25 protein-coding genes are annotated in these 15,927 nt (G+C 56.8%); 19 read left to right on the forward strand and 6 right to left on the reverse strand.

Annotation, left to right across the window (positions count from 1 at the left end):
• Positions 1 to 235 precede the first annotated feature (235 nt).
• The 10 genes from BM416_RS30915 (at position 236) to BM416_RS19840 (ending at position 7,066) form a co-directional block, all read left to right on the forward strand.
• Positions 236 to 796, forward strand: a complete 561-nt coding sequence (locus BM416_RS30915) for a hypothetical protein (protein WP_256577560.1) — start codon at positions 236 to 238, stop codon at positions 794 to 796.
• Positions 797 to 961: 165 nt separating this feature from the next.
• Positions 962 to 1,213, forward strand: coding sequence for a DUF1654 domain-containing protein (locus BM416_RS19800; protein ID WP_092489164.1), 252 nt, complete (start codon positions 962 to 964; stop codon positions 1,211 to 1,213).
• A 1,289-nt stretch (positions 1,214 to 2,502) separates the two neighbouring features.
• Positions 2,503 to 2,940: a hypothetical protein gene (locus BM416_RS19805; RefSeq protein ID WP_092489165.1), complete on the forward strand. Its 438-nt coding sequence runs from the start codon at positions 2,503 to 2,505 to the stop codon at positions 2,938 to 2,940.
• Positions 2,937 to 3,128, forward strand: coding sequence for a hypothetical protein (locus BM416_RS19810; RefSeq protein WP_092489166.1), 192 nt, complete (start codon positions 2,937 to 2,939; stop codon positions 3,126 to 3,128). The genes BM416_RS19805 and BM416_RS19810 overlap by 4 nt, the downstream gene beginning before the upstream one ends.
• On the forward strand, positions 3,125 to 3,319 hold the full coding sequence (locus tag BM416_RS19815) for a hypothetical protein (protein ID WP_092489167.1): 195 nt from the start codon (positions 3,125 to 3,127) through the stop codon (positions 3,317 to 3,319). Before BM416_RS19810 ends, BM416_RS19815 begins: the two co-directional genes overlap by 4 nt.
• 168 nt (positions 3,320 to 3,487) lie before the next feature.
• Positions 3,488 to 4,294 (forward strand): phage recombination protein Bet, encoded by an 807-nt coding sequence (gene bet / locus BM416_RS19820; protein ID WP_092489168.1) that lies wholly within the window; start codon positions 3,488 to 3,490, stop codon positions 4,292 to 4,294.
• The gene (locus tag BM416_RS19825; protein WP_092489169.1) at positions 4,291 to 5,919 is read left to right on the forward strand and encodes a YqaJ viral recombinase family protein; all 1,629 of its coding nucleotides are present in this window, start codon (positions 4,291 to 4,293) and stop codon (positions 5,917 to 5,919) included. The genes bet and BM416_RS19825 overlap by 4 nt, the downstream gene beginning before the upstream one ends.
• Positions 5,916 to 6,158: a hypothetical protein gene (locus BM416_RS19830; protein WP_092489170.1), complete on the forward strand. Its 243-nt coding sequence runs from the start codon at positions 5,916 to 5,918 to the stop codon at positions 6,156 to 6,158. Before BM416_RS19825 ends, BM416_RS19830 begins: the two co-directional genes overlap by 4 nt.
• A complete protein-coding gene (locus tag BM416_RS19835; RefSeq protein ID WP_092489171.1) occupies positions 6,155 to 6,625 on the forward strand; it encodes a hypothetical protein in 471 nt (156 codons plus the stop codon). Before BM416_RS19830 ends, BM416_RS19835 begins: the two co-directional genes overlap by 4 nt.
• Before the next feature lie 69 nt (positions 6,626 to 6,694).
• Complete coding sequence (locus BM416_RS19840; RefSeq protein ID WP_092489172.1) at positions 6,695 to 7,066, forward strand: hypothetical protein; 372 nt, start codon at positions 6,695 to 6,697, stop codon at positions 7,064 to 7,066.
• Here BM416_RS19840 and BM416_RS30430 read toward each other — a convergent pair whose 3' ends face one another.
• Positions 7,067 to 7,831, reverse strand: a complete 765-nt coding sequence (locus BM416_RS30430; RefSeq protein ID WP_139237765.1) for a DUF4145 domain-containing protein — start codon at positions 7,829 to 7,831, stop codon at positions 7,067 to 7,069.
• Between the two features lie 107 nt (positions 7,832 to 7,938).
• Between BM416_RS30430 and yejK the strand changes: the two genes are divergently transcribed.
• Positions 7,939 to 8,946, forward strand: a complete 1,008-nt coding sequence (gene yejK / locus BM416_RS19850) for a nucleoid-associated protein YejK (protein WP_092489174.1) — start codon at positions 7,939 to 7,941, stop codon at positions 8,944 to 8,946.
• Between the two features lie 88 nt (positions 8,947 to 9,034).
• Here the strand turns inward: yejK and BM416_RS19855 are convergent, their stop codons facing one another.
• Entirely contained in the window at positions 9,035 to 9,247 is a 213-nt protein-coding gene (locus BM416_RS19855) for a hypothetical protein (RefSeq protein WP_092489175.1), read from the reverse strand.
• 348 nt (positions 9,248 to 9,595) lie between these two features.
• Here BM416_RS19855 and BM416_RS19860 point away from each other — a divergent pair, with 348 nt between their 5' ends.
• Together BM416_RS19860 and BM416_RS19865 are read left to right on the forward strand one after the other, a co-directional pair.
• Complete coding sequence (locus BM416_RS19860) at positions 9,596 to 9,841, forward strand: hypothetical protein (RefSeq protein WP_065927266.1); 246 nt, start codon at positions 9,596 to 9,598, stop codon at positions 9,839 to 9,841.
• Positions 9,838 to 10,563: a hypothetical protein gene (locus tag BM416_RS19865; RefSeq protein ID WP_092489176.1), complete on the forward strand. Its 726-nt coding sequence runs from the start codon at positions 9,838 to 9,840 to the stop codon at positions 10,561 to 10,563. Before BM416_RS19860 ends, BM416_RS19865 begins: the two co-directional genes overlap by 4 nt.
• On the opposite strand, the gene BM416_RS19870 is transcribed toward BM416_RS19865, so the two are convergent.
• A complete protein-coding gene (locus BM416_RS19870; RefSeq protein WP_092489177.1) occupies positions 10,560 to 10,751 on the reverse strand; it encodes a hypothetical protein in 192 nt (63 codons plus the stop codon). The genes BM416_RS19865 and BM416_RS19870 overlap by 4 nt on opposite strands.
• Before the next feature lie 128 nt (positions 10,752 to 10,879).
• The gene (locus tag BM416_RS19875) at positions 10,880 to 11,416 is read right to left on the reverse strand and encodes a hypothetical protein (RefSeq protein ID WP_092489178.1); all 537 of its coding nucleotides are present in this window, start codon (positions 11,414 to 11,416) and stop codon (positions 10,880 to 10,882) included.
• 101 nt (positions 11,417 to 11,517) lie between these two features.
• On the opposite strand from BM416_RS19875, the gene BM416_RS19880 reads away from it, so the two are divergent.
• Both BM416_RS19880 and BM416_RS19885 read left to right on the forward strand, forming a co-directional pair.
• On the forward strand, positions 11,518 to 11,793 hold the full coding sequence (locus BM416_RS19880; protein WP_092489179.1) for a hypothetical protein: 276 nt from the start codon (positions 11,518 to 11,520) through the stop codon (positions 11,791 to 11,793).
• A complete protein-coding gene (locus BM416_RS19885; protein ID WP_092489180.1) occupies positions 11,790 to 12,104 on the forward strand; it encodes a DUF4406 domain-containing protein in 315 nt (104 codons plus the stop codon). The genes BM416_RS19880 and BM416_RS19885 overlap by 4 nt, the downstream gene beginning before the upstream one ends.
• Here BM416_RS19885 and BM416_RS19890 read toward each other — a convergent pair whose 3' ends face one another.
• A complete protein-coding gene (locus BM416_RS19890; protein ID WP_256577561.1) occupies positions 12,105 to 12,503 on the reverse strand; it encodes a hypothetical protein in 399 nt (132 codons plus the stop codon).
• 97 nt (positions 12,504 to 12,600) lie between these two features.
• Between BM416_RS19890 and BM416_RS19895 the strand changes: the two genes are divergently transcribed.
• Both BM416_RS19895 and BM416_RS19900 read left to right on the forward strand, forming a co-directional pair.
• The gene (locus BM416_RS19895) at positions 12,601 to 13,047 is read left to right on the forward strand and encodes a hypothetical protein (RefSeq protein ID WP_092489182.1); all 447 of its coding nucleotides are present in this window, start codon (positions 12,601 to 12,603) and stop codon (positions 13,045 to 13,047) included.
• The gene (locus BM416_RS19900) at positions 13,047 to 13,613 is read left to right on the forward strand and encodes a hypothetical protein (RefSeq protein WP_092489183.1); all 567 of its coding nucleotides are present in this window, start codon (positions 13,047 to 13,049) and stop codon (positions 13,611 to 13,613) included. The genes BM416_RS19895 and BM416_RS19900 overlap by 1 nt, the downstream gene beginning before the upstream one ends.
• A gap of 72 nt (positions 13,614 to 13,685) precedes the next feature.
• Here the strand turns inward: BM416_RS19900 and BM416_RS19905 are convergent, their stop codons facing one another.
• Positions 13,686 to 13,874, reverse strand: coding sequence for a hypothetical protein (locus BM416_RS19905; RefSeq protein ID WP_092489184.1), 189 nt, complete (start codon positions 13,872 to 13,874; stop codon positions 13,686 to 13,688).
• 88 nt (positions 13,875 to 13,962) lie between these two features.
• Between BM416_RS19905 and BM416_RS30920 the strand changes: the two genes are divergently transcribed.
• Complete coding sequence (locus tag BM416_RS30920) at positions 13,963 to 14,499, forward strand: hypothetical protein (protein WP_256577562.1); 537 nt, start codon at positions 13,963 to 13,965, stop codon at positions 14,497 to 14,499.
• 222 nt (positions 14,500 to 14,721) lie between these two features.
• The gene (locus tag BM416_RS19915; RefSeq protein ID WP_092489185.1) at positions 14,722 to 15,915 is read left to right on the forward strand and encodes a tyrosine-type recombinase/integrase; all 1,194 of its coding nucleotides are present in this window, start codon (positions 14,722 to 14,724) and stop codon (positions 15,913 to 15,915) included.
• Positions 15,916 to 15,927: the final 12 nt, after the last annotated feature.

The following is a 15,927-nucleotide window of genomic DNA, read 5'->3' on the forward strand; positions in this document are numbered from 1 at the left end:
GCCCCTCCCTGGGCTGATGCCATCATATCGCAATCATTCATCCTACAATCCTCACAATTGTATCTTTTAGCAATAACTGTATATAAAACCAGTATAGCAGCGGAGATTGAGATTTTCCCTAGCCGTATTTCGCAGATCGCTTAGCCATCAAATCTGGATGCATGCGTGCCTGCTACGCGCTACGAATGCTAAAGTAGCGGTCAGTTAAGGGAGGGATCCAATGAAAGGGTTTGGGATGTTCGCGCTGATCGTCGGTGTGTGCTGGCTAATCTTCGCGCTGAGCATGGACGTGTCCGTGCCGACCGGCGCCGGCGGCAGAGTGAACAACCTGGGGCTGATGGCCGACCGCCAAATTCACACTATTGTTGGCGGTGTGATTGCGCTGGCCGGCCTTATCATGGTTCTGCTTGGCGGCAAAAGCTCCCCTACTGCCGCCCAGGCAGAAAAAGACACGCGCCCCTGCCCTTTGTGTGCCGAGAACATCAAGACTGCTGCGGTCAAGTGCAAGCACTGCGGCGCCGACGTTGAGCCGGCAGTCGCCCCAAGGCTGAAAAACGGCTGGGTCGCCTCGACTACCTGCCGTGACGCAGAAGAACAGCAGCGCACCATCGAAGCCATTACTAGTACAGGGCTTCCGGTTGTTTCAATGATTGGCCTCGCTGTAGGCGCTGGTCCATTTGAAACGAAGGATGAAGCCAAGCAAGCCCTGGTCACGATGCGCGACGGCCCTAGGTTGTTCAGCGAGATTGTTTACAGGGACTCGGTGAGCGGGAAGTACCCGCCGATAAGCGACTGATACCGCCAGGCCAACAGAGCCCGCCAAGTGCGGGCTTTTTCATGCCTGCCAAAAAGAACCACCTGCCCAAATATGCATTTATGCATAAACCCTCTTGCTACCATCTTGCCAATATATGCCAACAAGAATACTGTTCATTCATACAGTTATCGCAAGGAGCGAAGCATGATCCAAGCCCCCTACCCCGCGGCAAAGCAACGTAATTCCTACGAGCTTGTAGGTCGCCGTCTACAGCGCATCATTGCCGCCCCAGGCGTGCAGAAGGTGCAAGCCGTCGTCGTCTCTAGGCGAGAGGACGAAAGCTCCGAGGCCTGGCACCAGGTCATTCAGGAGATCGGAGATACCGCCGGCATTCGCATCGAGCGCTTGAACGGCGACACCGTAAGGATCGGCTGGCGAGAATACTGTGACGCGTGAATGAGCCCGCCGCTGAGCGGGCTTTTTATCGCCCGCGGGAAAATTTATAAGCGTGCTTATTGACGAATAAAATAAGCTCACTTATATTTACTCCATCGCAGCGACACACAGCCACTGCGAAGGGCCTTCGGCCTGCACCGCTCTTTAAAAACTTGATGAACGCCGAGCTGGCCGATGCATAGCCAGCGGACGTACCGCGCAACGGTACGCAGCGATTCGACCTAATGTCGGCGCTGGGCATAGGAGACCTCATTCGGAGGGCGTAGCTGGAGAAGCTTCGTGGTGGTGAGTAAGCGTTTGGCCTTGGGACCTCGATCCCCTGTCGCGCCGAAAGACATCAACGGGAAAGCGACCGTTGGCCTATGCAAGGAGTAGAGATTACCTGCCCGTGACCAGCGGGCAGGACGCTCTCCAGAAAGTCCTGAAAAGGACTTTGCGGAAAGTGAACTAACTGCGACGACCTGAGCCGGGAGACCCGCCACGAACAGGACCACCTTTTCGCTCGTAGTAACCAGAGAGGAGATGCATTTCCTCCCTGCTAATTCGAGCCTCTAGGGCTCTGATTTCTGCTGGCATACCAGCACCACGACCAGGCGGCATGTCTTCAAACCGTTTCTTGAGTTTTTCGAGGCTGCTCCGAAGTCGGTCAAGCCTCTGCTGTGGCGTCTCGTCAGGATTATTTTTGGTGGTCATTTATGCCTGCCTCTGCCTGGTTATATGCCGTCAATTGACGCATGCGAGATTAGCAGTCAACTGACCCGGGCGTGCAGCGTAAAGCGCCAAGAACAGTTATCCAGCGGGAGAACAAGCCGAAATGTCCGCGGCTGGAAGAACAATCTGGAACTGCCGAGGAATTCTCGGTGGTTGGATTTAAGCCGGTGACCGACGCCAGTAGCGGGTCACGGCCAGCTCCAAAAGATTTGAATTAGCGATCCCGATAGCCGCGGCTGGGAACGCCGGACCTCATGCACCCTGCCCACTTAAACGGGCAAACGAGCTGCAGCGTGCATGTTGTAGGGACCTGTGATCCAAGGCGAACAGATGCTGATTGACGCACTGGGGAGGAAGCTCACCGCCAACCAACGAAGACGACCGGCCAGCCCTGCAATCAGCAGCGGGCAACGGGCCACAACGCTGAAGCAACAAACCCAGGCCGTCGCCAGTAGCCGGCCTGGGCCCTTCCCCACCTCTATTACGTCAGCACTCCTCCCCCGCGCCCATCGGCAACCAGCGGGAGGCATGAGTGTTGACGAATACAGGTGAAACAACGCGCCACCTTGGAGGCGACCATGAACGCAGCATTGAATATTTGCCAGGAGCGTTACGACGCTCAGTTGCCTCCAGAGATCAGCGAGGCGGATCCGGAACAGGAGTGGCTGGAACACTCGGCAGAGCAGCTGGTCTGCGGCATGGACATCAAATGGAAGCGCCGCTACGGCCAGCCGCAGGTGGTGACGTTTGATCGGTTCTGCAGTTACTTGCAAGACCACCTGAACCAACGCCAGATCGATGGCCTGGACGAGCGCGATTCGTTCGCTCGGCTGTTCCTTTCGGCGATCCTGGGCAGCCAGGCAGACTCCAGAGGCCACGCTGCTGACTTAATCGGCCAGCCCCACCCCATCGAGGCCGCCGAGCGGATCGCCATGGAGTTTCTCCGGCCCTGCGCCGCCGACGCAGTAGCAGCGGAACGGGAAGAGGCAGAAGACGACGTGGATACAGACCTATGAGCCCTCACATCCTGATCGATGAGGCGCTGGAGGCCCTGAAGCATCCCGCCAGCGAGCCCGGCGCCCAATCCGTCGTCGTGCGGATGATCACCAACATGCTCACCGGCGACGCGATCACCGTAGAAGAATTCAACCACTACTGCCAGCGCCTGCTGAAAATCACCAGGCACCGCAAGGAGGCTGCATGACCACCGCACCGGTTAAATCGCTGATCGACGAGCAGCTCGACGACATCGAGCGCCGCATCGCCATCCTGGGCTCCGGCCGGCCCTTCAACGAGCTCATCGGCCGCAAGCGTGAAGACCTGGTGCGGGATCTGCCTCAGCGCCTGGCGCCAACCATGAAGGGTGGGCGAATTGCGGTGAGGGTTCGGCCTTGACTCCCCACCAGCGCACCAGGCGCATGCTTATCTGGCGCGGCTCTTTCTCTGCCCTCTCCCTCTTCACCTTCCTGATGTTGCTCAGCGCCCTCGCTGATCGAATCACCCAATAAACAACACCTTCAATCGCTGCGAGCATCGCGGCAAGGATTCCTCATGTCCGCAGTAATGAAACAGGGCGACAACACGCCTGCGATGTCGGAGGCCGCGCTCGTTGAAGTGCTGAGCAGCAGCCTCTATCCCGGCGCAGAAAAGAACTCTGTAGTGATGGTGTTGGCTTACTGCCAGGCGGCGCACCTTGACCCAATGCTGAAGCCGGTGCACATCGTCCAGATCTGGAACTCGAAGACGAAAAAGATGCAGGACACGGTGATGCCTGGCATCGGCCTGTACCGCATTCAAGCGGCACGCACCGGCCAGTACGCCGGAATCAGCGAGCCTGAATATGGTCCTCCAGTAACGGCGAAGCTGAGCGGCGTCGAAGTCACGTATCCCGAATGGTGCCGCGTGACGGTCAAGCGGCAGATGAGCAACGGCCTGGTTGCCGAATACACGGCCAACGAGCGCTGGCTTGAAAACTACGCGACATCGAGCAAGGACACCGCGGCGCCCAACGCCATGTGGAAGCGCCGAGCATTTGCCCAGCTCGCCAAATGCGCCGAGGCCCAGGCCCTGCGCAAAGCTTTTCCTGAAGTCGGATCAGCGCCAACGGCCGACGAGATGGAAGGCAAAGCATTCGAGGAGCCGGCGCGCGATGTCAGCCCACGACAGCAAGCCCAGCCTGAACCGGAAGCGTTGCCCGCCTACTCCGACGATTTGCTGACCGAGAACATCGTGAAGTGGCAGCCATTGATCGACTCGAACCGCACCAGCCCTGAACACCTCATTGCGACCATCAGCAGCAAGTACAAGCTGAGCCCCGCGCAGATTGAAAAAATCACCAACCTCAAAGCCCTCAATGGAGACGCAGCATGAAAATTCACAACGTAGCTCAAGGCTCCGCCGAGTGGCATGCGCTGCGCGGCAAGCACTTCACCGCATCCGAAGCGCCGGCAATGATGGGCGTCTCGAAATACCTGACCCGCACCGACCTGCTGATGCTGAAGAAGACGGGCATTGCGCCAGAGGTCACGCAGTCGCAGCAGTTCATCTTCGACAAGGGCCATGCTACCGAAGCGATGGCCCGTCCACTGACTGAAGCGTTGATCGGCGAAGAGCTGTATCCAATCGTTGCCACCGAGGGCAACTTGCTGGCCTCCATGGATGGCGCCACGATGCTCGGCGAGACACTGTTCGAGCACAAGCTGTGGAATGAGTCGCTCGTGGCCCGGGTGAAAGCCGGAGACCTGGAACCGCACTATTACTGGCAGCTTGAGCAGCAACTGCTGGTGAGCGGCGCTGAGCGGGTCATCTTTGTTTGCTCGGACGGCACGCCGGAGAACTTCGTGCACATGGAGTACCGGCCTGTCGCCGGGCGCGCGGCCCAGTTGATCGAAGGCTGGAAACAGTTCGAGGCAGACTTGGCCCACTTCGAGATGGCCGACGCGCCTTCAATCGTCGTCGGCAAGGCACCTGACGAGCTGCCAGCCCTGCGCATCGAGCTGACCGGCATGGTTACCGCCAGCAACCTGAAGGTGTTTGAAGATTCGGCTCTGGCCGTCATCGACTCGGTGAAAACCACGCTCTCCACCGACCAGGACTTCGCCGATGCGAAGAAGGCGGTCAAGTGGTGCGGTGATGTCGAAGAGGCCGTGTCGGTCGCCAAGAAACAGGCTCTCTCGCAGACCCAAAGCATCGACGAGCTGTTTTCGTCGCTGGATCGCATCAGTGCCCATGCTCGCGAGACTCGACTGAAAGTCGACAAGCTGGTGAAGGCTCAAGAGCTGCTGGTGAAGACCAACATCAAGCAAAAAGCCGAGCTGGCGCTGGCGGATCACATCGCCGCCATCAACAAGACGCTGGGCAAAGTCACACTGCCTCATGTCGTTTCGGACTTCGCCGGCGCCATGAAGAACAAGCGGACCATCGCCAGTCTCCAGGACGCAGTAGATACCGAGCTGGCCCGGGCGAAGATCGACGCAAGTCAGGCAGCGGACGGCATCCGCTTGAACCTGACCAGCCTGGCGGAGCTCGCCGTTGATCATGCCTTCCTGTTCAGCGACGTGCAGCAACTGGTCACCAAAGCCAACGATGACCTGGTGACGCTGATCAAATTCCGCATCTCCGAACACCAGAAGGCGGAGCAGGCAAAGGCCGACGCGAAGCGCATCGCCGAAGAGCAGGAAGCCCAGCGACTGGCAGCCATCAAGCCAGAGCCAGTAGTGGAGAAAGTGGCGGCGCCCGAGCCAGTCCGCGCCACGACCGTCCAGACAGCGGCACCCGTCGCCCAGGCTACAAAGCCAGTAACGAGCCACTCGGTCGAGCAGGTAGCGCTGCAGGCCAACGTGACGGACTTCGAGGCACTGATCAAAGCAGTGGCATACGGTCAGGCGCCGACCACTGTCCTTTTGGTCAACTGGGAAGCGCTCGACGCGATGGTCGCAGCGCAGGGTGCAAACTTCAGCATGGCCGGGGTGACACTCGGCAAGGCGGCAGCATGATCAGCAACCTCAGATCTGATATCGAGTTCCGACGCGAGAAAGCGCTGGAGCTTTCCAGTCAGGTCCGGCGGCACCTGGCCGCCGGCGGCAAGCTCACCATCGGCGATAGTCCGCCGATCAATCCAGACCCGGCGAAGCGTTCGGAATTCATCGACCCGACAACCATCCTCAAGCGCCGCAAGCCGCCCATGACCCGGGCCGAGCGTGAAGCGCTGCGCAAACTCGCGGAGGCATTATGAGCAAGCGCAAACCGCATAACCTGCAGGCGCGCATTGCCCGGTCGTGCCGCTCGCTGCTGGCCGCCAACCACGTCGCAGTGGTGAACATCGACCCCAGCGGCCGCCAGGGCATGATCAATTACAAGTCGATGAAGAACATCGCGCCGGGGAAGATTGGTCAGGCCGTCTGCGGTATCCCCCACCGGTGGACGATCTACCTCAGCGCTCTTTGCATCGACGCCCGCGGCGACCGCTACAGCAAGTCAGTGGAGGTAGCGCCCGATGGCGTCTACCTCTCCGACCACCTGGAAGACGTGATCGAGCATTGCTACAAGAAGCTGCGTGACGAGGCCAATCAAAGCCAGATGGTGGCTTCGGGTTGGATCGCCATTCCCGACACCCTGTCGCTGGATGAGGCGCACGCCGCGCGGATCTTCGAGGCGGTCGGAGCCTGGCACCAGGTGAAGGTCGATTCATGCGCCGCATAGCCCGCACCCAGCAACGCAAACGTCAAACCTGGCTCGCACTGCCGGCCAGCGGAATAGAAGAGGTAGGCCATGGCCAAGACTGTGCAGGAACGCTCGGTAAAAACTGCCAGGAAGCGCGTGGCGAATGCCGAAGAGGAATTGAGGCTCAGGGTTCGCCCAGGCACGCGACAGGCGCTGGCCGACCTGATGGAGTGGTCAGGCATTACTGAGCAGGGCGAGGCGATGACGCTGATGATTCATCACCTGCACGCAATGGGTTCAGCGAAGTGCCAACCGCTGCTGAATCCGCCGCGCCACGATTACGAACCATCGCAAAACGTGGCGCGGGAATTCCTCAATAAAAGCCTGCTCGCCATCCAAAAAAACCCTGGCGACGAGATCATCGAACCCGCACAAATCAACCTGCTCACGAGCAATGGTGAAGCATACCTAGAGATGTGATCAGACATCGTCATCCTTGGAATTTGGTTCGCCGTCAACGAGCGGAGCTGGTGGTGGGGGAAGATTTGCAAAAGGATTTACCGGTCGCTCCATAAACGTAAGCTTAACCTTTTCAGGCATTACATATGTTCCTACCAATATATAGTTAACGATTTCTAATGCTAAAGAGAGCTGTTCTCTTGAATGAGACTCAGCCTCATGAGCAGACTTGTTACCCAACAGCCTTATCTTGTGCAGCGCCGCGACGCCCTCTTTCGTAACAAGCGACTTATTATGCAAATCGTCAATTTTTTTATAAAGATCTTTCCCTGATGCTTTCACATCCTTGCATATAGCGTCCAATATAGCGCGCACGCCAATTCCGCCAATTATTGAAAGATCATTTTCAATAGCTGACTTTGTTTCCTCGTAGAGCATGGCAATTCTATAAGGTACATATCTGCGATCTAGCCCTTTAAGGCCAGTCGATCGACCCGGATAAAACTTTATAGTCTCGGCCGCATATCTATGCTCTTCGTCGTATTCATAATCCTCTGAATTCGTGGAGATAGTTCGAAATGAAACCAAGTCGCATCCAACGCACTGGATAATTTGACTAGTTTGATTCCAGTAATAGTAGTTGCGCGAATCAGTCTCATCCGAACCGCTCTCAACGTAAGATGCGGCTATTTTATGGTTAGTCTCAATACAACATTGCCTGCATTCAATTTTATGCAATTGATCATCAGGCAAAACCAAATTGCATTCATAACTACGTCCGCCCAAAACAAACTCCTTTATCCGGCTCCATGCCGGTTACCCGTAATACCCCAACCCAAACCAAATTGCCACCACCGGCCACCGGAGGGCGGCGCTTACCCGAGGTAAACGAAATGCCTGTACGCCATAGCGTCATCCACAAGATCGACAAGAAGCCCGACGGTAGCCCGGCCGTGCTGTTCTTGGGCGCCTCCGAGCAGGTCGAGAGCCCGGCCCGTGACGACCTGATGAGCCAGCTCAACGAAAGCTACAACGCCACTGCCGGTAAGGGCTGGGGGTTCTTTCATCAAGAATCAGGCGCTTACCCATTGAGCGGATGGCTCGGCAAGTACCTGGCAGGCGTCACCGACTTCCTGGATTTCAGCACCACCGCCGTCGAACACCTGACCAAGCTGATGGAAGAGTCGAACCTCACAACCGGTGGGCACGCCCTCTTCTGCCACTACCAGCAAGGTCTGACCGATTACCTGGTCATCGCCCTGGTGCAGGAAGCCGAAGCGGTGACCATGACCGAAGAGCTGCACCTGATGACAGTGAAGCGCCTCGACCTCGACCACATCCGCCTGGCCGCCCGCATCAACATCAGCGAATGGCAGAACAACCCGCAGTCGAAGCAGTACATCTCGTACCTCAAGGGCAAGCAGGGCCGGCGGCTGAATGATTACTTCCGCGACTTCATCGGTTGCCAGGAAGGGATCGACGGCCCAGGCGAAACCCGGACCTTGCTCAAGGCATTCAGCGACTTTGTTGAAATCGAGGATCTCCCAGAAGAATCGGCCCGCGAGAAGACGCACACCCTGGTCAACTACTCAATGGCCCAGGCCAAGCTGGGCGAGCCCGTCACTCTCGACGAACTGTCGGGCCTGATCGACGAAGACCGGCCGAAGAGCTTTTACGACTTCATCAAGGCCAAGGACTACGGTATTTCCGAAAGCCTGCCGCCGGACAAGAAGACCCTCAACAAATTCCGGCGCTTCACCGGCAGGGCTGAAGGCATGTCGATAAGTTTCGAGGCCCACCTGCTGGGCGACAAGATCAAGTTTGACGCGGAAGGCGGCACGCTGACACTGCGCGGGCTACCAACTCAACTGAAAGAGCAGCTCAAGCGCGCTGCCACCTGAACGGCCATTGCACCTTGCTCTACAGGAGCAAGATACGACGCGTATAACAAGCATTTGCTCGCGCTTGCCCAGGGTTCGCAAGTTTCTGTCATGTGAATTGAACCTCAACAGCCCGTAGTTGGTAGGGTTTGAAATCACGCATTTGCCGAAAGTGGTAGAACACCGACTCAGCCTTTTCCCGCGACGCAAAAAGCTCAGCGCCGTCCTGGCTTGATGATTTCCATCGAAGGCCCTCGCGATCTGCTGAGCTTCCGTAAAAAACGTTGCCATGAATATCGGTAAGCGTGACGACCCAGGCCATTTAGATCTCCTTTATCCGGCTCCATGCCGGTCACCCGTAATACCCCATATCAACGAATCACGCCAGCCGCCAGCGCCCTATCGCCTTCCGTTCGTATTGGGAATAAAGCTACCCAAGAAAAATACAGCCGCAGGCCCTATGAGCCAGGCGGCGGTCGTTCCCGGACTGACAATAGGTACAGCGATAGCAGTTGCAAACAGCCCTATCCCTGCCCATAGCCGCTTACGCGGCGTGAGCCAATCGCGGAACGCTTTAAGCTTTTTACCGGCCATTACCACCTCCTTGTTTGATAAACAGCAAAGCATATCACCCACTTTAACGAATCACGCCAGCCGGCGAGGATCCCCTATGAACACGTATCGACACACGTTCGCCGCGGTCTGCCCGTCTGACGGCGAAACCATCGTTTATCGCCTTGAGCTGAAATCCTTGTCGATGATCCATGTCGAGCATATCCGGGCGGCCACCGCGCTGATTAAAAAAGGCTGGCATGAACAGATCGCCGATCGTTTGGCGGAATCCCTGGGCGGCGACCAAACCATCATCGCTACGCACCAGGGCGTCGAGATCGAAACAGTGAGGCTCAGCGGATGATCCATTACCACGGCACGCCTGTTGGCGGTAAGCGTGAGGATGCGGCAAAGTTCCTGGCCGGCAGGCACGCCTTGGTGCCGTTCCCGCGCAGGGACGATCTTGGGATCGTCGCCGACGTGTGCAAATCGTTTGTTTTCGATAACGGCGCGTTCACGGTATGGAAAAAGGGTGGCCAGGTTGATGTCGAGGGCTACACGCGCTGGGTAGAAGACTGGCATCGACACCCTGGATTCACTTGGGCGCTCATTCCGGACGTCATCGACGGCGATGAAGAGGCCAACGACGACCTTGTTCGACAGTGGCCAGAGGAGCTTCGCGGCGTGCCTGTCTGGCACTTGCACGAATCGCTTGAGCGGTTGCAGCGGCTTGCGCGGTGTTGGCGAACGGTTGCCCTTGGCAGTTCTGGGCAATGGGCTACACCGGGCACTGGGCCATGGTGGAAGCGGATGGGCGCTGCGATGAACGCTATCTGCGACGACCAAGGCCGTCCGACGTGTAGGCTGCACGGGTTGCGGATGCTCGATCCCGCGGTATTCCAGCACCTGCCCTTCGCCTCTGCAGACTCCACGAACGCCGCGGTAAATGGCGGGAGTATCAGCCGGTTCGGCATGTACGCCCCACCAACTGCCGGCCAGCGCGCCAACGTGATCGCCGACCGGATCGAGGCTCACAATAGTTCACCAATCTGGCAGCGGGAAGTGCAGGTCGAGATGACGCTCTAGGGTAAAACAGCATCCTTGTCGAGAACTCGCCAGATCTCACCGGGCCGTCCGTCCGTCTCAACTACCAAAACCTTTTCGCCTGTCGAGTCGAACTCGATAGCGATGACAAGACCAACGCGCCGGTCATCAGCGCACTGATCGATCACGGGGTCGCCAACTTCAAAGATATCCGGTTCGCCGATGATCATTGACTAACTCCACCCTTAAATTAAATAAATACAAATACCCCACTTCACCCAATCACGCCACCCCGGCGAGGGCAGCTCTTGCACGCAAGGACTGAAAATGACCTTTATAACATCCGTCACCCTGCCATTCAGTTAGCGTTAAGCAACCCCTCAATTTCAATGCGCTGCCTGTACTCCAAGACGCGACCATAATCAATTTTTCGGAAACACTTCAGATTTTTATTGTTGGTCATTAGGGCTTCGATGGCACGGTACGCGGTGAGATGAATTTCAAGCTTGGCTTCTAGATGATTCTCATCGAGAGCAGCATTAACAGGATTGCAGAGATTTACTTCCCCTTTCGTTCGCCAACGCTCTAGTCCTTTGATGAATAGCGCGGCTTCGCTGGGATTATGTGATAGGTAATTGACGAAATGACTACCACACTCACGCAACTCTTCTTCCGTAAGGTGATATCCATTAACAAGCGGGACATCAAGGGCACTGAAGAAAAAACCTAAATCTTCAGGAAATAGAGGCATTAATAAATTTCTAGCCTGTTCCCTGCGCCGAATAGCAAATCTTTTGAAAGCCCCTCGAGCAACTGCCAGGCCAAACCATAAAAGAATGGAAAGCCCGTAGGTCGGCCACGCCAGAAGAACCGCGAAAATAAACAGCAGACCCATACTCCCTCCCTAGTGCAGTGTGCATTCCACCGTAGGCCATGCGCGCATAGCGCTATCAGCGACATCAATGCTAACAAATTGCCATTATTAGGTGTATCCCCATGCTCACGGAAAACAAACCAGCTGATACCTTCGGCCCGAACGGCCGCACCTTTCACATCCATCTGAGCGTTCGCGGCGCAATCCGCGATTTCAGCAAGCGCCAACTCAAAGGTATGTTCCGTGTTGACGGACGTGAATGCACCGCTGACGAGGCGAAGGACCATCTGCTCGAAGCGCTGGCCCAAGGCAAAGAGGTGCTTCCATTCGGTCCGCCGTGTGAAGGATTCGACTTCAGCGGTGGCGGCTGCCCAGGTCATGACAAGGAGGTCGCATGAAGCGCATCTACCTGAGCGGCCCCATGACCGGCTTGCCTGACCTCAACTTCCCGGCATTTGCCGCAATGACCGATAACCTGCCCGAAGGCGGCCACACCGTCACCAACCCGGCCGAACTCAGCCCGGACGGCGGCTCCTGGAACGACTGCATGCGCCGCGACATTGTCGCCCTGATGGAGTGCGACACCGTGGCCACCCTGCCCGGCTGGGAGCATTCAAAAGGTGCCCGCCTGGAAGTCCTGATCGCGGAACGCTTCGGCATGATGGTTGTGAATGCCCATGATCTGGTAGCGAAAGAGGCTTCTGAATGATCAGCCTTCTTTCTTGAGCCAGTAATTCATTCGAGCTTCAGGGTCAGTAACTGCTTCCTGGCAGTTGTCTGAGTATTTGTTTAAGAGGATTGAAAAATTTGAGATGTCATTGTCCAGTTCCTTGGACATGGATTTGATCGCCATTTCAACTCTTGCATCGGCAACTTTTTTATTCGTGAGAGTCCTGGCGCCCATATAGGCACTTTCAGCTGCTGCATCGAATTGCTTCGCCGCTTCAGGCTTGGTACGTGAAATTATTTCCGAAGTTATCGAGTAATAAGCTGCGCACTCCGCAAATTCGTGCGCGAGGTTATTCGATGCTCGCTCAGGGTCGTACGCCGCAGCCGAGCCGACCGGGAGGAGGAGTAGAAAAGAAAAATATCTGATCAAGCTGAGCATCCTTTCACTGCGATATGCAGCATGTAATACACCAGTACAACACAGCTGTAACCCCTCCCCCTTCAAAGTCAGCCGCTATAGCGGCAAGGACGAAGTCATGCCTGAAGAAATTGCGAAAGCCTGGCCGGACCACTACCGCTTCATCGACACCATTGGCCCCGAAGGCGTTGAGGTTCACTGCATCACCTACCAGGTGATCGGCGAAACCGAACAGTGCTACTACATCGGCGACACCCATACCTGCGCAATGGTCAAAGGCCCTCAATACAGCTGGACTGCTGATGCGATCAAGAAACGTCGCAAGCGTGTGCTGAAAGAAGGTGGCGAGTGGGGCCGGCGCTTCGCCTACACCGACAGGGCGCTGGCACTGCGCTCGTACAAGGCCCGCAAAGCATGGCAGATGAAGCATGCCCAGTTGTCCATGGAACGCGCAAAGGCGGCAATCGGCTACTTCGGCAACCATGAAGTCGAAAGCACCGTGCCGACCGAGGCCGTGACCATCCCAAGCGAATACATTCAGGGGTTGAACTGGGAGGATTACTGATGATCATCGATGACGTAATGACCGACAAGATCACCCTGCACGGCCTGGGCTTTGTGCAGGTCCAGCTGGAAGGAAATCAGCGCCTGCATGTCTGGCACCCCGAGCTTCCCCGGCGGGCCTGCTTCAAAGATTCAGCGATCCATGACCACCGTTTTGACTTCGTGTCGCGCGTCCTGATTGGCGTGCAGCACAACCTTGAGTACCGCTTCGACCCCTCAGCGGGCGGTGGATTCATGCTCTACCTGCATGAGGGCGCACGCACAGCTTGCGGTGGACGTCCATGGGTACCGGATGGACTAGGCCATATGGTTGAGATCGACAGCTACCACATCAGTGCTGGCTGCACCTACGATCAGAAGGCCTACCACTTTCATCGGACTGAGCCAGGTGGTGATGGAAAGGTCGCAACGATCATGCAGAAGCTCGGCGAATATTCACGCGGTGCGCATTCAAGCTGCCTGGTTGGCGTGAAGCCTGATGACGAATTCGACCGTTACCAGTGGTCACCGTCCCAACTCTGGGAAATTGTCGCAGACGTGATGCTCGGCCAGCGGGTGACGCCATGATCGCCACCCTCTGGTTCGCCTACGTCTTCATCTACAAGGGGCCAAGGCCATGAGTGGCGGGAGTCACGCCAATCAAGGCTGCGCAAGATTGGTCTTGCTGACGCGATATTTATCCCATAGGAAAAATATCGCACTCGGCGACAGCGCCAACAAAAACATTACCCAAAAACCTATTAGGCCGGCGTCCCTCAGCATCCCTGCACACAAAATAACCGCAAAGATCACTATTGCTCTTTTTACGCTAAAAAAGCTTCTTTCCATGCGATGCCTCCTTTAGTTGAAACGCAAGAATAACCCAAAACCCAATCCCCCTACATGCCTGCCGGTGAGCGGCGGGCGAGGTATTCCTATGTCTGATTCCCATGAAATCACCAAGCTGAAGGCGGAAATTGCCCAACTTAGAAGCCACTTGGTCAGGCATCACCAGCTGACTGACGCGCCATTCCTCAAGAATTATGCCCCTTACAAGGGCCTGGATAAGCCAACGCAAGAAGACTTCAACGCAGTTCTGGATGACCTTCGGCGCAAAGGCGCCAGCATTGACGGCGACAACGCCTACAAGCGCGATCTGTGCGATGCAGTAGTCGGGGCCTTGGCCATGGGTGCACAGAACACCAACCCGCCGCCGGCGGACCACTGGGGCCAACGCTTCTGGGATATCGGCCGGGAGGAACGCGTCAGCAGCGAGCAACTGCTGAAAGCACTGACAGCGCTCACCCAGGTGGCAGGCGAATGCGAGCAGATCGCCAGCAACTACAGCGGCACCATCGACGGAATCTTCGAACACGGCGGCGACGATCACGAAGACCCGAGCTGCGCGATCTTCCACCGCCTGTACTACGCCATGTTCGACGCACGCGCCGCAATCAAGAAAGCCACCACCTAATCCACCTTCTGCCGCCCAGCGCGGCGCGGAGAGAACAATGTCAGCAGCTGAACAGCTCAACGACGGTATCACCGGCGACAAAGTCCCCGAGGCCCAAATGGCCCAAATCCTCGGCACCACCCTCGCCGCCCTACGCTCCAAGCGAGCCCGAAACCAAATCCCCCTCGGCGTCTGGAACAAGCAAGGCAGCCGGGTCATGTACAGCATCAGGAGATACTACGAATGGCTCGAAAGCCAATGGGTTTGCCCGCAGGAATGGACCTCCACCACGGATCGATCCGCATCCGCTTTATGTGGAACGGCAGCCGGCGGAGTGAAACGCTCCCCTATCCCCCGACACAGAAAGGAATCAAGTCTGCCTCACAGGTTGTTGATCAAGTAAAAGGACTGATCAAGTTGGGGCTGCTCGACGACGACAAGTACGCCGAGCTTTTCCCCAGCTCCAGCAACCTCGCCGGCGGCAAGATCAACTTCGGCGAGTATGCGCAACTCTGGCTGGATAGCCGTGAGGTGGTGGCCGGTACGAAGGGGAACTACAAGGGAGCGCTGAACAGGTACTGGATGCCCGGCCTTGCCCTGGTGCGGATCGACCTGATCACCACCACGCTGCTCCGCCGGGTTATGGCCGCCAATGAGTGGAAGTCGCCGGGCGTTAAGCGCAACGCCATCTCGAAGCTGTCCACCATCCTGAACTCAGCCGTATCCGAAGAGCTGATCCCGAAGAACCCAGCGGCAATTCTCGAACTGCCCAAGCGCAGCAAAAAGGAGATCGACCCCTTCACGCTGGAAGAAGCAGACCAGATCATCGCGAAGATGTACGAGCACGATCACTGGCCCAGTACGATTTATGCGGCATTTTTTGAGTTTGTGTTTTTTACAGGGATGCGTCTATCTGAAGCCCTGGCGATGCGCTGGGATGCGGTAGACGAAGAGAAGAGGACGGCCCACGTATGTCGCGGGATCGCCTTGGGGGAAGTGGTTGAGCGCACGAAAACGGGCAGTGACCGCTTCGTTTTGTTAAATGACCGCGCCCTGCATGCCCTGAAATTTGCCAGGGAGTACGCGGAGCGTCGGAAAAATGGCAAAGGGAAAGTGCTGGAAACGCCCTTCATTTTCCCGCCATCAAAGAACTCGGAGTACGTGAAGCAGACGTCGGACCTGCATAAGCAATGGGTTCCGACGCTGAAAGCTCTGAATATCCGTCGTCGGCCGCCATACAACTGTCGTCACACCTATGCGACAATATGCATTATGTCTGGCATGAACCCCGCCTTCATTTCCCAGCAGCTCGGCCATAGTGTGCAGATGCTGCTCTCGACTTATGCGCGTTGGATCAACTCAAGCTCGGACTGGAGCGAAATGGAAAAGCTCCAGATTGGTCCCAAATTGGTCCCAGCTCAAATAAGCGCACCCTAAGCTATTGATAGG

It is taken from the genome of Pseudomonas sp. NFACC42-2, from assembly GCF_900116055.1.
Classification (GTDB): Bacteria; Pseudomonadota; Gammaproteobacteria; order Pseudomonadales; family Pseudomonadaceae; genus Aquipseudomonas; species Aquipseudomonas marginalis.

Excerpts from the sequence above, each read along its gene's own strand:
- BM416_RS30915 (WP_256577560.1), top strand. The coding sequence starts at position 236 with ATGTTCGCGCTGATCGTCGGTGTGTGCTGGCTAATCTTCGCGCTGAGC.
- BM416_RS19800 (WP_092489164.1), top strand. The coding sequence starts at position 962 with ATGATCCAAGCCCCCTACCCCGCGGCAAAGCAACGTAATTCCTACGAG.
- BM416_RS19805 (WP_092489165.1), top strand. The coding sequence starts at position 2,503 with ATGAACGCAGCATTGAATATTTGCCAGGAGCGTTACGACGCTCAGTTG.
- BM416_RS19810 (WP_092489166.1), top strand. The coding sequence starts at position 2,937 with ATGAGCCCTCACATCCTGATCGATGAGGCGCTGGAGGCCCTGAAGCAT.
- BM416_RS19815 (WP_092489167.1), top strand. The coding sequence starts at position 3,125 with ATGACCACCGCACCGGTTAAATCGCTGATCGACGAGCAGCTCGACGAC.
- bet (WP_092489168.1), top strand. The coding sequence starts at position 3,488 with ATGAAACAGGGCGACAACACGCCTGCGATGTCGGAGGCCGCGCTCGTT.
- BM416_RS19825 (WP_092489169.1), top strand. The coding sequence starts at position 4,291 with ATGAAAATTCACAACGTAGCTCAAGGCTCCGCCGAGTGGCATGCGCTG.
- BM416_RS19830 (WP_092489170.1), top strand. The coding sequence starts at position 5,916 with ATGATCAGCAACCTCAGATCTGATATCGAGTTCCGACGCGAGAAAGCG.
- BM416_RS19835 (WP_092489171.1), top strand. The coding sequence starts at position 6,155 with ATGAGCAAGCGCAAACCGCATAACCTGCAGGCGCGCATTGCCCGGTCG.
- BM416_RS19840 (WP_092489172.1), top strand. The coding sequence starts at position 6,695 with ATGGCCAAGACTGTGCAGGAACGCTCGGTAAAAACTGCCAGGAAGCGC.
- yejK (WP_092489174.1), top strand. The coding sequence starts at position 7,939 with ATGCCTGTACGCCATAGCGTCATCCACAAGATCGACAAGAAGCCCGAC.
- BM416_RS19855 (WP_092489175.1), bottom strand. The coding sequence starts at position 9,247 with ATGGCCTGGGTCGTCACGCTTACCGATATTCATGGCAACGTTTTTTAC.
- BM416_RS19860 (WP_065927266.1), top strand. The coding sequence starts at position 9,596 with ATGAACACGTATCGACACACGTTCGCCGCGGTCTGCCCGTCTGACGGC.
- BM416_RS19865 (WP_092489176.1), top strand. The coding sequence starts at position 9,838 with ATGATCCATTACCACGGCACGCCTGTTGGCGGTAAGCGTGAGGATGCG.
- BM416_RS19870 (WP_092489177.1), bottom strand. The coding sequence starts at position 10,751 with ATGATCATCGGCGAACCGGATATCTTTGAAGTTGGCGACCCCGTGATC.
- BM416_RS19875 (WP_092489178.1), bottom strand. The coding sequence starts at position 11,416 with ATGGGTCTGCTGTTTATTTTCGCGGTTCTTCTGGCGTGGCCGACCTAC.
- BM416_RS19880 (WP_092489179.1), top strand. The coding sequence starts at position 11,518 with ATGCTCACGGAAAACAAACCAGCTGATACCTTCGGCCCGAACGGCCGC.
- BM416_RS19885 (WP_092489180.1), top strand. The coding sequence starts at position 11,790 with ATGAAGCGCATCTACCTGAGCGGCCCCATGACCGGCTTGCCTGACCTC.
- BM416_RS19890 (WP_256577561.1), bottom strand. The coding sequence starts at position 12,503 with ATGCTCAGCTTGATCAGATATTTTTCTTTTCTACTCCTCCTCCCGGTC.
- BM416_RS19895 (WP_092489182.1), top strand. The coding sequence starts at position 12,601 with ATGCCTGAAGAAATTGCGAAAGCCTGGCCGGACCACTACCGCTTCATC.
- BM416_RS19900 (WP_092489183.1), top strand. The coding sequence starts at position 13,047 with ATGATCATCGATGACGTAATGACCGACAAGATCACCCTGCACGGCCTG.
- BM416_RS19905 (WP_092489184.1), bottom strand. The coding sequence starts at position 13,874 with ATGGAAAGAAGCTTTTTTAGCGTAAAAAGAGCAATAGTGATCTTTGCG.
- BM416_RS30920 (WP_256577562.1), top strand. The coding sequence starts at position 13,963 with ATGTCTGATTCCCATGAAATCACCAAGCTGAAGGCGGAAATTGCCCAA.
- BM416_RS19915 (WP_092489185.1), top strand. The coding sequence starts at position 14,722 with ATGGCTCGAAAGCCAATGGGTTTGCCCGCAGGAATGGACCTCCACCAC.